Below are 13,200 nucleotides of genomic sequence, written 5' to 3' on the forward strand. Positions count from 1 at the left end.
CTAAGAGAGCAAGACTATGACAACTCAACACATGAATGGTTCACAGAAAACAGACTCTACTGTCCGTAAAGTAGGCTTTGATTCAGCACTTAACAATCAGGATCAGCAACAGAATAGCTTATTATCGGTGCAAGATTTATCGGTGCAATTCACTACTGAAGATGGCCTAGTGACCGCCGTTAATGGCCTTAATTTCAACCTGCATGAGGGTGAAACTTTAGGCATCGTTGGTGAGTCAGGTTCTGGTAAGTCGCAGACGGCGTTCGCTATTATGGGACTGCTGGCAAAAAACGGCCGTACTAGCGGATCTGTAAAATTTGAAGGCAATGAGCTGCTAGGATTATCGCAAAAGGCCCTGAATAAAATACGTGCTGAGCAAATCGCTATGATCTTCCAAGATCCTATGACCTCGCTCAACCCTTATATGAAAATAGGGGATCAGCTCGCTGAAGTCTTGATACTACATAAAGGGATGAGTAAAAGGGATGCTTGGGCAGAATCGGTACGGATGCTCGATGCAGTCAAAATTCCTGAGGCCAAAAATCGTATTGGTATGTATCCGCATGAGTTTTCAGGCGGTATGCGTCAGCGAGTTATGATTGCAATGGCGCTGCTTTGTCGTCCGAAGCTACTCATCGCTGATGAACCTACGACTGCGCTTGATGTGACTGTTCAAGCACAAATTATGGTGCTATTAAATGAGCTAAAGCGCGACTTTGGTACCACTATTGTTATGATTACTCATGATTTGGGTGTGGTGGCTGGCATCTGTGATCGGATGTTGGTGATGTATGCTGGTCGTACGATGGCGTATGGGGAAACGGAAGAGATTTTCTACGCACCTTCTCACCCGTATACTATCGGACTGTTAAAAGCAATTCCGCGTCTTGACGATGATAAAGGTAAGCTTGATACCATTCCTGGCAGCCCGCCAAACTTACTTCATCTGCCAACCGGCTGTCCTTTTCATGAGCGCTGTTCACATGCCATGGATATTTGTCGTACGGTAGCACCGCCACTTGAATTTTTGCCTAATGAGCGTCAACGGGCTTGCCATTGGCATCCTGAAATACAAATGATTGATTCAGTATCGTCGGCAAAGAGTATAACAACAGATGCTGACGCTAATCATCTATCAAAGCTGGAGGGCTAGGTCATGACAGTAGCAAACATAAATATGTCTCAAAACCAAACCCGGTCCCCGCTACTGCAGGTGCAAGATGTCCATACTACGTTTGATATTAAGCAAAAAGGCACCTACTTTTGGCAAAAGCCTGACACGCTAAAGGCAGTAAACGGGGTATCGTTTGAGCTGTTCCCTGGTGAGACTCTAGGGGTAGTAGGAGAGTCTGGCTGCGGAAAATCAACGTTGGCTAGGACGATTATCGGCTTAGTTCGTGCCAATTCTGGCAGTATTAAATTCGGTGATGAAGAAATAGTTGGCGCTTCCAAAAAGACCATGAGAATGAAGCGCAAAGACATTCAAATGATTTTTCAAGATCCGCTGGCTTCACTCAATCCACGCATGACAGTAGGTGATATCATCGCAGAGCCGCTTCGGACTTATTATCCAGAAATGAAAAAGTCTGACGTTCAGGATGAAGTTCGCGCCATTATGAAAAAGGTTGGGCTACTGTCGAATCAGATTAACCGCTATCCACATGAGTTTTCTGGTGGTCAGTGTCAACGAATTGGTATCGCTCGTGCGCTCATTTTAAAACCTAAAATTATCATTTGTGATGAGCCGGTTTCTGCCCTTGATGTCTCTATTCAAGCGCAGGTCATCAACTTATTACAAGACCTGCAGCAAGAAATGGGCCTGTCACTTATCTTTATTGCTCATGATTTATCAGTCATTAAACATATCGCTCATCGAGTTTTGGTCATGTATTTGGGACACGCTGTCGAGTTGGGTATAGGCAAAGCTGTGTATAGCAATCCGACTCACCCTTATACCCAAGCATTGATGTCTGCTGTGCCATTACCTGATCCTATCGCTGAGCGTAGTAAAACCATTCAGTTATTAGAAGGTGACCTGCCAAGTCCGATCAATCCACCATCGGGCTGCGTATTCCGAACCCGCTGCCCGATAGCAGGAAGTGAATGCGCTCAAATAGAACCTGAATTAGAAGGGGTTTTAGACCATAGAGTCGCTTGCTTAAAAAACAAGGTTGAGATTGTTTAATAAAACTCAATCCGGCTCAGCAAATGCTCTTGGATTAAATAAGCACAAATGTAAGCGCTAGGCCAGGCGACGACAAAGGCATATTTCCAAGAATTAAATAAGGTGATAAAAAAGCCGTCAACAAAACCGACATTGATAAGCAGTAGCGCTGTCGAGATGATCGTCGACATCATTAGCGCCATTAAAAAGGTAAAAATCAGCCGATAGTATTTGCGCCGCGTGCGTATTCTGACGGTAGGAAATTTTGCCATAACGGTATGTTGTCCTGCATGATAAGCGCCACGTTTGACTGCTGCTATAAACGTGATTTTGCGATGAGAGAGTATGAGGTAAAGCACTGCTAATGTTTATCGGCGACTATAATAGCGCGTGATGGGGACGAGGTAAAATGGTTATTATCAATCATAATGTTCGCCTTATTTTATTGTTATCATTCAGTTTTCATGTTTTGCTGTCATCAAGCGCTATTAATTAAGTGAACTGCAATGTCATTTAAAATAACCGTACTTCAAAGAGCTGTGTTTAAATAAGCTGTATTTAAATGAACGGCGTAAGGATAAAAAATGTCTACTTCGCAAGCAACCGCTAAACAAAAAACGTTGGGCATCATCGGCGGCATGAGTTGGGAGAGTACGGAAAGTTATTATAGACTGATCAATGAAGGCATCAAAGCTAAGCTAGGCAATTTGCATTCAGCGGATTTATTGATTCATAGTGTCGACTTTGCGCCGATTGAAGCACTACAAGCCCAAGGCGCATGGAATGAAATGGGCGAGATATTAGCCAATAGTGGCAAACGTCTACAAGCAGCTGGCGCGCAAGGACTCATCATCGCCACCAATACCATGCATAAAGTTGCCGATAAGGTTCAAGAAGCAAGCAAATTACCGCTGATTCACATTGCTGATGTCACGGCTAATGCGATTAAGCTCCAAGGTTTGACTCAGGTGGCGCTACTTGGAACGCAATTTACCATGACCGAAGACTTTTATAAAAAGCGTTTGATTGACGCAGGATTGCAGGTTGTTATTCCAAATAGGAATGAGCGACAAGAGGTAAATCGCATTATTTATGAAGAACTATGCCAAGGTCAATTAAAGGACAGCTCACGGCAGTATTATCGTCAAGTGATTGCTGATTTGGCGGATCAGGGCGCAAAAGATGTCATCTTAGGTTGTACTGAAATTGGACTACTTATTAAGCATAAAGACAGCCCAATCCCCGTCTTTGATACCACAGCAATTCATGCAGCAGCAGCGGTAGAGTTTGTATTAGGTAACGCGGAGTCAAATTTTACCTCTGCGAGCTCATAAAAACTTTTATAGACTGCGCTTTTTGCCACATCAAAATTTGGTCTAGCCAAACTTGTAAAAATTAACCGCGCGATTGCCGCTTAATCTTTCTCATTAAAATTCTTCTACGAAGTCGTCGTTGCAGGTTTTTAAGACGACGACGCAGTGGTGAGCGCTTCCAAACGGTCGTTGGAACCAGTTCACGAAACGACGCACTGGTTCCCGTATTTGCACGAAACTCTTCAGCTCGTTGTGCTGCCTCATCTGCTGGCAAAATTTTACCTTTGCGCCAGCCGCCATTAAGGTACAATCCTATTCCCATCAAAGCAGTCGCCACCATACCAGCTGGGAACGATAACCAAAGCGCATCCTCGCCAAGGCTTGGATAAAACCCAAACGCAAAGCCGAGACGAACTGGATACATCGAAATAATCATCACAATCAGTGGCCAAATCACATAGCCGTTTGAGCGCATCGTGCCAAACAAAACCTGCGCCACTCCAAAGAATAGATAGCCCCATGTTGCCATCAGTTGGATATGGCGCCCGATCGGTACCGCGTTGCTGTCGCTACCAAGGAACAGCCCTAAAATGGCCTCATCAAAAATGGTCAGCACCGCGATAACCGCTCCGGTCAACACGACGTTAAAAATGAGACCCCAACGGGTGATTCCTGACACCCTGTCCCATTGATTGGCGCCGATGTTTTGAGCGACCATCGCGCTTGCCGCGGCACTAAGTGCCATCGCAGGCATCTGAACATAGGTCCAAAGTTGCTGGGTAGCACTATAAGCAGCGGTCGTCTGAACGCCTTCACGGTTAATTAGCGTCAACATCGTAAGCGCGGCAGATGAGATGACAATCATCTGAACGCCCATCGGCAACCCTTTTGAAAACATAGATTTAAAAATCTCTCTATCGGCACGCAAAAATCGCAGCTCAGGCAATCTCAGCGCCAACACAGAACCGCGCAGGTACATGGTAGCGACCATACCGATCAGCGCGAGCGTATTAGCGACAAAGGTTGCAAAAGCGGATCCAAAGATTCCCCACTTAGGAAATGGTCCTATTCCCAAAATGAGTATCGGCGTTAACACAAGGTCAATGCCGACCGACATCAATATAAACCAAAGCGGCGTCGTAGAATCGCCTGTTCCGCGTAGTGCCATCATAATAAGCGTAAACGTCAATGTCGTGGGCATCGCAACAAAGATCATCCGCAGATAAGTCAGCGCCAGCTCTACCGCACTTGCCGGCGTGCCTAGTAAACTGAGCAACGTCGGCGCAAATATCCACCCTAAAGCTGCGACCACGACACTGATTGGAATAATGCTTCCAAGTGCCGTTCCCATGGTCTTTTTGATCATGGTATGGTTACGGCGGCCCATTGCCTGACCAATCAAAATGGTCGCTGCCATTCCGAAGCCAAAAACGAAGGAGATCAATATAAACATCAAAATATTGCCGTTCGCCGTCGCCGCGAGCGCTTCTTCACCCAAGAAACGTCCTACCCAGACGGCATTGATCGAGCCGTTTAATGACTGAAGGGCCGATGAGCCAAGCGTTGGTAATGCAAACAGCAGCATCGTTTTGGCGATTGATCCTTTGGTGAGGTCACGCGATTTTCCCGTAGAAGTATTTGCTTTACTCAATGTTTATCCTTTTGACCAGGCAGTTAATGTGGCGCTTATGATTGCGGTTAATAAAACGAAACTCTTATCATAGATGAGAAAGGGTATGCCGTCTTTATTAGAGCTGTAACCCGTTGGCACGTTTTATGATTATTTTTATAGTCGTTTTTAGATAAAAGTCATGAACTTTAGTGGACAAGCGAGTTGCTTTTATGACTCAGTTTTAAAAAAAATTTATGCTAGGATAATGATTTTTAATTTATTCAGACTAGGGCTCACCCTAATATTAAAAAGGATGTTTCGATGCTATTAAAACGCTTAGGCCTTGCGGCTTTGCTAAGTTTTTCAATCGTTGGTTGTACCACGGCACCCAATACTTTAGCCGTCAATACCACCCAAAAACTGGTTCAATATGAGCGCTCAAAGTCTGACTTGGCTGTCAAAACAATGACGCTATCTTCTGGCGATAAAATAGTCTACGCCGAAAATGGCAATATAAACGCTGAGCCTTTATTGCTCATTCATGGTTTTGGCGGCAATAAAGACAACTTTACTCGTATCGCAAGACAGCTAGGCGACTATCATCTGATCATTCCTGATTTGCTTGGTTTTGGTGACTCGAGTAAACCGATGACAGCAGATTACCGCTCAGAGGCGCAAGCGACACGCTTACATGAGCTCTTACAAGCCAAGGGGTTAGCGAAAAATATCCATATCGGCGGCAATTCGATGGGCGGTGCTATCAGTGCCGCGTATGCAGCAAAGTATCCAAAAGACGTTAGGAGCTTGTGGCTTATCGATAGCGCAGGGTTTTGGTCAGCAGGGCTTCCTAAATCGCTAGAAGGCGCGACATTAGAGGATAACCCGCTGTTGATAGATAATAAGCAAGATTTTTATAAGATGTATGATTTTGTGATGACCAAGCCGCCTTATATTCCTAAGTCAGTCAAAGCGGTCTTTGCTCAAGAACGTATCGCTAATAAAGCCCTAGAATCTAACATACTGGAGCAAATCGTCACCGATAGCGTCGAGGAGCGCGCCAAAATCATTGCTCAATATAACATTCCAACGCTGGTCGTTTGGGGCGAAAAAGATCAGGTGATTAAGCCTGAAACGGTCAATCTCATAAAAAAAATCATCCCACAAGCGCAGGTGATTACAATGAAGGATGTCGGTCATGTTCCGATGATTGAAGCGGTAAAAGAAACCGCTAACGATTATAAAAAGTTTCGCGCTACATTGACAAAGACGCTCGTTAATAAAACACCTACTAAATAGTCGACGACAGCTCTGTGACCAAGCGCTCTAATAGCTCGGTTGTTTTCTCTTGTCGCACCAAAGCCACGCCTTGTCCTGCCCATAAAGACTGATGTTCTGGATCAAGATTACTCTTTGCATTCGCACGTAAGTTTTTGGTCATGGCATTTAATTGAGGATAGGGTGGTAGCTTGTGTGCGCTTTCGTATTGACCAAAGTCGCGCAAATAATCGTTTAATAATCCGCGAGCTTGCTTGCCCGAAAACAGGCGCGTTAATCGCGTCTCCGAACTGCGTTTGCCAAGACTGGCATCAACTAACGCTTGCTTATAGATGTCGTTAATCCCGCATTTATCCGTGGTCAAAAAAGCCGTGCCTATTTGTGCCAGCTCAGCACCAGCCGTTTGCACCGCCTTAATCGCTTGTCCTGTCATAATCCCGCCAGCAGCGATTAACGGAATATCAGTGCAAGCGCGCGTTTGGCTAATCAGGGTCAATAATCCTAGTGGATCATTGGCGCTCTCTTGCAACCAACCGCCGCGATGACCGCCGGCTTCCGAGCCTTGAATACAGACGGCATCCGCGCCAATCTCAGCCCATTGTTTTGCCTCGTCAGGATGATTTGCCGTTCCGATAACGCGTGTTCCCAAATCTTTTAAACGCTGAACTTGCTCGGCGCTGATAATGCCAAAGGTGAAACTCGCAACCGGGACAGGGTTGTCATACAGTACTTGAAGTTGCTCAGAGAAATTGAGCGCAGGACGTTCAGGTAACGCCATGTCTATATTATTTTTTTCATAATAATCGTTTAACCAACCAGGAACCTCGCTATCCAAGGTATTAGAATCGTGCTCGGATAACACCATCAAATTGATCATAAAAGGACGATCGGTCAGTGATTTAAGGGTATTAATTTGCTCATTTAAAATATCTGGTGCTGTCGTCCCACCGCCTAATGAGCCCAGTCCACCAAAGTTACTCACCGTCGCCGCCAGCTTTGGCGTCGTCGCGCCTGCCATCGGTGCTTGCACGATAGGATGGGTTAGATTTAGGGTCTCAAGTAAAGTCATGACGGGCGTCCTTTGTATGTTATTAGGGTTTTTACCTCACTTACTTTACCAAAGCTAAGCGACCTTCGTGTTAGAGAATGTTTATTTCGTTATGCGATAAAAGAAATAGGTTTGGCTACGAGTTTGTAGTTGAGATTTTTGACTATTATTTCGCATTCACTAGCAGCTCAACCACCTCATCGCCATTAATGACGGCAAATTGATTATATGTTAGCTGTAACCTAACCCTCCGGCGGCCACGGACGATCTTTATCGCTCTCTATCCATTCTGCCACATAGCCTGACGGAGGAAACTTCCAATCAGATCGACCTAGTGCCGCTAATACACGGGCGGTATCCACCACTCTACCGCCTTCTGTAACCCCAGTTCTTAGCAGCATAGACGAGCATGGTTTGCCCTTCACCCACATCGAATGCTCAAGATATATCCAACGCTCATCGAAGCCTGCAATATGCGTCTTAATAGCGACTTTATCTAACAGACGGATACGCTTACGGTACTGAATATTGCTACCTGCTACCACCATACCCCAGCGTTTTTTGAGTAACAAACGCCCAAGACCAGTACGGATGATAAAGTCCGTACGGCCGATGTCATATACCGTCAAAGCTCTACCATTATTCATCTCAAGCATTGGATCAAGGTCAGTAAGACTACAGCGCACTGTCACTTCGCTGGTCTGCGTTAGATCTAAAGACTGACCTTTTCTGTTAGCGATGACCGCCCTAACGATAGACTTGGTATAGCGTAAATAAGGATACATAGTGTAATCTCAAAAGTTCAAAGGTGGGTCTAAAACTAGCTGAAATAAGTATTAAGCATCAGAGCTTATTAGACGCCACACCAATAGACTCAAAATAAGCGCTGACGGTTTCAGGCAACCAATTGATATCAAATCGCGATTGTTTATAAAGATGAGGCGACTTGTCTTTGTCCGTGCGATAGCGAATGAAGCCCACATGACCACCATGCTCGGTATCTAAGATAGTGACGCTGTCAGAGACGTCATTTGGCGTGGCGGTAAAACCGAGAAAGGGATCGTCTTTGGCGCTAATCAATAATAAAGGCTTGGTCACTTTTATCAAATAAGGCAGGGCGGATGAAGCATGATAATAATGATTGTTAGAGCGGTAGCCATGGCGCGGTGCGGTAAAGATATCATCAAAATCACTGATGCGATTGACCGACTTGATCGAGTCGATCTCATCTTTGGTGATGTCGTTAGCAAGCGCTTTTTTGATAATGGGATTGAGTAGATACGGCGTATAAATACGGTGACTCAAAAAGCTGTGCATACTCAGTGCCGCCGACGACATATCGACGGGCGCTGAAATCACCGCTGCGCCATCACATAGCGCCTTATCGCCATACTCACCCATATATTTCGCCAGTGCATTGCCACCTAACGACACTCCTACAGCATAGATATGGGCGAAGTCTTTGCGCAAGTTCTCAAGCATGTGATGCAACTCGCCGGTGTCACCGGCGTTATAAAAAACGCGACCGCTCGCTGGAATACCGCCACAACTACGGAAATGTGCGACGACAAAATGCCAACCTTGCGCGTGTATCTGATACGCTAAAGCGCGGGCATAATGACTGTCGCTACTGCCTTCCATACCATGGAACAGGACGATTAACGGTGTTTGCTCAAGCTCGCTATTTTCTGCTGTTTTAATCGGATGGGCATCATAAAAGTCATAAGCAATATCGCTTTCATCTAACGAGTCTTTTTCGACCACGCGGCGATAAGTCGGAGTTTTGGGCGCAAAAAACTTGGGCAGGATACTTTGCAGATGCGGATTGCTTAGCCAAAATGGTGGTTTAAAAGGGGTAGGCGCGAATGGCTTTGTCGATTTTGAGGTTGGCATATATGAATCTTATTTTATGTTTATTAGAAATCGTTGTTAAAATCAGAACTTTATCATACCGACGGTTATTGCCAAAACCAATAAGATTTAATGAATGCTCAGTGAACGCATGGTTACTCAATCATTCTTGCTACTCATCTAATACCCGTCCATCCATCGCAAGGTGTTCTTTTAAGGGTTCGATATCTACTTCAGCAAGCGTTACAGTCAACACTACTTGCTTACTATAAGCAACGTCATTGATTTGACCGCCCAAGTTTTCAACGACATAGCGGCATTGCGCTTCGGTAGCAAACTCGGCGAGTATCTTAACTTCTGCCATCGGCACGTAGGGGAGCAGTACCATTTCATCGACCACCGCTTGTGCTGAGCCTGCATAGGTACGGGTTAGACCGCCAGCGCCGAGTTTAATACCACCAAAATAACGCACGACGATGATAATCACGTTGCCGATAGACTTATGCTGCAGGACATTTAATATCGGTCGACCTGCTGTCCCATTTGGTTCGCCATCGTCATCAAATCCTGCGCTAGTAGTATTATTGGGATCGCCAATGATATACGCCCAACAATGATGACGAGCATCAGCGTATTGCTCACGTAACTGTTCCACGTGAAACATGGCGTCTTCACGTGAAGTTACTGGATAAGCATGAGCGATAAATTCGGATTTCTTAATTTCTAATCGGGCAGTGACCGACCGTTTTAGCGTTTGATAACTCATATTTCATCAGGTCTAGGTTGGATATGGTAAACTTGTCTAACTTTCATTGTCTGCCGTATTTGGCGCAGTGTTCATTTAATTTTTATTATAGTACCACTTCTCATCATTTAAGATAGCCAGCAAGCTACGACTGCGTGCTTTGCCGTTCACTTAATGGGCAGTAGGTGTTATAAAACGGATGGTAGTTAATCGTATGCGTCTAGATAAATTTCTTAGTAAGGCCACTGAGCTGTCGCGTAAAGAATCAAAGCGGATTTTGCACGCCGGTGAAGTGACGGTAAACGATCAGATCATTAAAGACCCCGGACAGCATGTCGACATTGCTAATGATGATGTGATGTGGGCAGGTGAGCCATTATCAGTTGCTACGGGCAATCGCTATATCTTATTGCATAAACCTGAAGGCTTTGAGTGCACGCTTAAAGCCAAAGAACACCCTATCGTCACTGAGCTGATTGCAGTGCCGGAGCTTGGCAGCTTACGTATCGCTGGGCGTCTTGATGTCGACACAACGGGCGCGTTATTGCTGAGCGATGATGGTAAATGGTTGCACCGTGTCACTAGCCCTAAGCATGAGCACGCAAAAATCTATGAATTGACACTTGCAGATGCGATGGACGAAGCAGCGCAAGCCAATGCAGTTAAAGAAGTGGCTGAAGGTATCCTCTTAGAAGGCGATCATGAAGAAACCAAGCCTGCCGTTCTTGAGTTTATTGACGACACTCATGCGCGTCTGACACTCGAGCAAGGTAAGTACCACCAAGTCAAACGTATGATGGGCTATTTCGGTAATAGAGTGACTGAGCTGCATCGCGCCAGTATTGGTCATATTACTCTAGAAGGGTTGGATAAAGGCGACAGTCGTTTCTTAACGCCAGAAGAAGTCGCTAAATTCTAAATTGTTACTTTGATACGTTTTAAAAACGCCGCTGAGATATTTTCAAAATGAGCAGCCACTAAAAAGTGCGCTGCTTTTTTAACGTCTATTATTTTTGGTCATTACTTCTAATAGTTATTTCCACTAATCACTTCTATAAATAAATGCTACAAGCGGTCTGTGTTGCCTATCTCTTAAAGCTTAGTAGCAGTTTTGCAAAATTAAGCCATTATCCCTTTGCAAAAATACCTCTTGTGCTAAAGTCTGCCTATCTTTTTTAATCTATATTTTTACATAATATAGTTAGCTTTATTAATAATGAATGTTTTTAAAGTATGGCTATTAAAAACCAATAGGACAGTCTTCTGTGAAATTACCTATATTGAAATCTACAAGTTTGATTGGTGTTGTTTTATTGACTACCACCGCTTGCGCCCAGCCAAATGCCACAGATATTGGCAATAAAAAGCTAAACCAAACCCTTCAAAGTACGCAAGCTACTAGCACCGTTAGCACGTCTACCGACAGCCGTTTGCGTCAGCTTTTGACACAAGCAGGAATCAAAACGCAAATTACCTCTATTGCCCCCTCAAAATTGCCTAATATGTATCAAGTCAACTTGGCAGAACAGCCGCCGCTGCATATCACCGAAGACGGTAAATATGTCATTCAAGGCGAGCTGCAAAAGAACCCAAGCAAACGCGTCGTCAAAAAAATACCAGAACGTAGCACTGCTACTCAAATCGGTAAACCCGTTAGTGCCAGCCTTAAATCTGATCTATTGGCTAATATGAGCGCGCTTAAAAACATGAGTGCTAAAACGCCGTTCTTTTATACTGCCGTTCCGGGTGTCATTTGGGGCGCGACATTAGAAGGGGTACCATTTTTACTGTCAGACAACGCACAATATATCACTGATGGTGAGATATCAGTGATTGAAAATGGTCAGTTCACAGGACTTGATAGTAACTTTGAAAAACGCAAAAATCAGTCGGTGTTTGCAACTTTAGACGACAGCCAACTGATTACTTATCCTGCCACCAGTCCTGAGAAAGCGGTTATTTATGTCGCTAATGACGTCAATTGTCCTTATTGTCGCCGCCTTCATCAACAGCTACCCATGCTCAATGCCAAAGGTGTGACGGTAAAAACCATCGGTTATCCAATCTATGAAAAGTCGCCTGAGCAAATGCGTGCTATCTGGTGTCAAGGTAGCGAAGATAGCCGCCGAGAAGCCTTTGATAAGGCGATGTTACAAGGTCAAATGACACCCGCACCAGCGAGTTGTAGCGTGAACCATGTCACGCCCAATCGTGAAAAATCGGCAGGGCTTGCGGTCATGGCAACGCCAGCTATTTACCGCGAAGATGGTGTCCTTTATCAAGCAAGCTTTGAGAGCCCAGAGTTTTTAGAATTTTTAGGCGTAAAGTGAATAGGTATAAAGTTGTGATCTAAAAACTTGAGTAAGAGCATAATAAAAAACCGCCCGATAAATCATTTATTGGGCGGTTTTTTATTGCACTTAATAATTATTTTTAGCAAATGATTGCGGCAACCATTATTACAGTAACAGTTATTGCGGTAAAACAATATCGACGATTTTCCAATTTATCAAACCTTCACGCTGCATCTCAATAGTCAGCGGATAACCTTTCACCTGACCGCTAATGTTAAAGCAGTTAATCCCGCAATAAGCCAGTTTTGGCTTGTCACTATCCGTACCTTGCGCCGCTTGTTGCTCAAGTTCAGCCGCTTGTTTTTGCATGATTTGCTGCATTTGATTTTTGACCACGGCATTGACGTCACCGCGCTGAATGATTAAGTTTTGAATCAGGTTTTTAAGGTCGACTTGGTTACTGGCAATTGCCCACGCTGCTGCCAGCTCTTTGGTTGCCGTATTGGCTTGACCTTGGGTATTGATCAGCTTTTCGATATTTTGCGGCGTAATAGCGCCATCGACCGCTTGGACAATAAAGCTGTTGGCAGTTTCGGTTAAAGGTGCACCACCGAGTTCGGCAACCAATGGATATTTAGTCATGGTCACAGCAAACTGACTGGTCAATTGATTTTGGATACTGGGGCGCACTTGCTCATAATCAATAGCCGCCGCGATAGTTGCACCATCTTTAGCGTCATAGGCGTTTTTAAGCTGATAAGCACTGTAATAAGGTGATCCTGCAAAGATTGCAACGGCAATCAGGATTAGTAAAATGATCAGCTTTTTCATAAAAAATACTACCTTATCGCAAACGTAATGGTTATCAGTATAAAAAAATAAAAACAGTGTTTAAATG

At 44.6% G+C, this 13,200-nt stretch carries 13 protein-coding genes; 6 read left to right on the forward strand and 7 right to left on the reverse strand.

All coding sequences use genetic code 11. The features are described from left to right. Positions 1-16: 16 nt before the first annotated feature. On the forward strand, positions 17-1,153 hold the full coding sequence (oppD, locus tag B4K26_RS00565; protein ID WP_296242944.1) for an oligopeptide ABC transporter ATP-binding protein OppD: 1,137 nt from the start codon (positions 17-19) through the stop codon (positions 1,151-1,153). 24 nt (positions 1,154-1,177) lie between these two features. Further along, the gene (gene oppF / locus B4K26_RS00570; protein ID WP_296242945.1) at positions 1,178-2,185 is read left to right on the forward strand and encodes a murein tripeptide/oligopeptide ABC transporter ATP binding protein OppF; all 1,008 of its coding nucleotides are present in this window, start codon (positions 1,178-1,180) and stop codon (positions 2,183-2,185) included. Here oppF and B4K26_RS00575 read toward each other — a convergent pair. After that, on the reverse strand, positions 2,182-2,436 hold the full coding sequence (locus B4K26_RS00575) for a DUF2798 domain-containing protein (protein ID WP_296242946.1): 255 nt from the start codon (positions 2,434-2,436) through the stop codon (positions 2,182-2,184). The genes oppF and B4K26_RS00575 overlap by 4 nt on opposite strands. 312 nt (positions 2,437-2,748) lie before the next feature. On the opposite strand from B4K26_RS00575, the gene B4K26_RS00580 reads away from it, so the two are divergent. Continuing rightward, entirely contained in the window at positions 2,749-3,498 is a 750-nt protein-coding gene (locus B4K26_RS00580) for an aspartate/glutamate racemase family protein (RefSeq protein ID WP_296242947.1), read from the forward strand. Positions 3,499-3,559: 61 nt separating this feature from the next. Here the strand turns inward: B4K26_RS00580 and B4K26_RS00585 are convergent, their stop codons facing one another. After that, positions 3,560-5,128: an MATE family efflux transporter gene (locus tag B4K26_RS00585; protein WP_296242948.1), complete on the reverse strand. Its 1,569-nt coding sequence runs from the start codon at positions 5,126-5,128 to the stop codon at positions 3,560-3,562. A 282-nt stretch (positions 5,129-5,410) separates the two neighbouring features. Between B4K26_RS00585 and B4K26_RS00590 the strand changes: the two genes are divergently transcribed. Continuing rightward, complete coding sequence (locus B4K26_RS00590; RefSeq protein WP_296242949.1) at positions 5,411-6,385, forward strand: alpha/beta hydrolase; 975 nt, start codon at positions 5,411-5,413, stop codon at positions 6,383-6,385. Here B4K26_RS00590 and B4K26_RS00595 read toward each other — a convergent pair. The 4 genes from B4K26_RS00595 to B4K26_RS00610 form a co-directional block, all read right to left on the reverse strand. Beyond that, the gene (locus tag B4K26_RS00595) at positions 6,378-7,433 is read right to left on the reverse strand and encodes an NAD(P)H-dependent flavin oxidoreductase (protein ID WP_296242950.1); all 1,056 of its coding nucleotides are present in this window, start codon (positions 7,431-7,433) and stop codon (positions 6,378-6,380) included. The genes B4K26_RS00590 and B4K26_RS00595 overlap by 8 nt on opposite strands. A gap of 221 nt (positions 7,434-7,654) precedes the next feature. Continuing rightward, entirely contained in the window at positions 7,655-8,197 is a 543-nt protein-coding gene (locus tag B4K26_RS00600; RefSeq protein WP_296242951.1) for an acyl-CoA thioesterase, read from the reverse strand. Positions 8,198-8,255: 58 nt separating this feature from the next. Beyond that, entirely contained in the window at positions 8,256-9,305 is a 1,050-nt protein-coding gene (locus tag B4K26_RS00605) for a YheT family hydrolase (protein ID WP_296242952.1), read from the reverse strand. 130 nt (positions 9,306-9,435) lie between these two features. Then, entirely contained in the window at positions 9,436-10,029 is a 594-nt protein-coding gene (locus tag B4K26_RS00610) for a YigZ family protein (protein ID WP_296242953.1), read from the reverse strand. Between the two features lie 193 nt (positions 10,030-10,222). On the opposite strand from B4K26_RS00610, the gene B4K26_RS00615 reads away from it, so the two are divergent. Both B4K26_RS00615 and B4K26_RS00620 read left to right on the forward strand, forming a co-directional pair. After that, positions 10,223-10,927: a pseudouridine synthase gene (locus tag B4K26_RS00615; RefSeq protein WP_296243115.1), complete on the forward strand. Its 705-nt coding sequence runs from the start codon at positions 10,223-10,225 to the stop codon at positions 10,925-10,927. Between the two features lie 346 nt (positions 10,928-11,273). Continuing rightward, a complete protein-coding gene (locus B4K26_RS00620; protein WP_296242954.1) occupies positions 11,274-12,338 on the forward strand; it encodes a disulfide isomerase DsbC N-terminal domain-containing protein in 1,065 nt (354 codons plus the stop codon). Positions 12,339-12,479: 141 nt separating this feature from the next. Here B4K26_RS00620 and B4K26_RS00625 read toward each other — a convergent pair whose 3' ends face one another. Continuing rightward, a complete protein-coding gene (locus tag B4K26_RS00625) occupies positions 12,480-13,133 on the reverse strand; it encodes a DUF2939 domain-containing protein (protein ID WP_296242955.1) in 654 nt (217 codons plus the stop codon). Positions 13,134-13,200 lie beyond the last annotated feature (67 nt).

Source organism: Psychrobacter sp. UBA6766 (genome assembly GCF_002453355.1).
GTDB lineage: Bacteria > Pseudomonadota > Gammaproteobacteria > Pseudomonadales > Moraxellaceae > Psychrobacter.

Coding starts and splice junctions, on each gene's coding strand:
- B4K26_RS00580 (WP_296242947.1), top strand. CDS start 2,749: ATGTCTACTTCGCAAGCAACCGCTAAACAAAAAACGTTGGGCATCATC.
- B4K26_RS00615 (WP_296243115.1), top strand. CDS start 10,223: ATGCGTCTAGATAAATTTCTTAGTAAGGCCACTGAGCTGTCGCGTAAA.
- B4K26_RS00610 (WP_296242953.1), bottom strand. CDS start 10,029: ATGAGTTATCAAACGCTAAAACGGTCGGTCACTGCCCGATTAGAAATT.
- oppF (WP_296242945.1), top strand. CDS start 1,178: ATGTCTCAAAACCAAACCCGGTCCCCGCTACTGCAGGTGCAAGATGTC.
- oppD (WP_296242944.1), top strand. CDS start 17: ATGACAACTCAACACATGAATGGTTCACAGAAAACAGACTCTACTGTC.
- B4K26_RS00575 (WP_296242946.1), bottom strand. CDS start 2,436: ATGGCAAAATTTCCTACCGTCAGAATACGCACGCGGCGCAAATACTAT.
- B4K26_RS00605 (WP_296242952.1), bottom strand. CDS start 9,305: ATGCCAACCTCAAAATCGACAAAGCCATTCGCGCCTACCCCTTTTAAA.
- B4K26_RS00600 (WP_296242951.1), bottom strand. CDS start 8,197: ATGTATCCTTATTTACGCTATACCAAGTCTATCGTTAGGGCGGTCATC.
- B4K26_RS00595 (WP_296242950.1), bottom strand. CDS start 7,433: ATGACTTTACTTGAGACCCTAAATCTAACCCATCCTATCGTGCAAGCA.
- B4K26_RS00625 (WP_296242955.1), bottom strand. CDS start 13,133: ATGAAAAAGCTGATCATTTTACTAATCCTGATTGCCGTTGCAATCTTT.
- B4K26_RS00590 (WP_296242949.1), top strand. CDS start 5,411: ATGCTATTAAAACGCTTAGGCCTTGCGGCTTTGCTAAGTTTTTCAATC.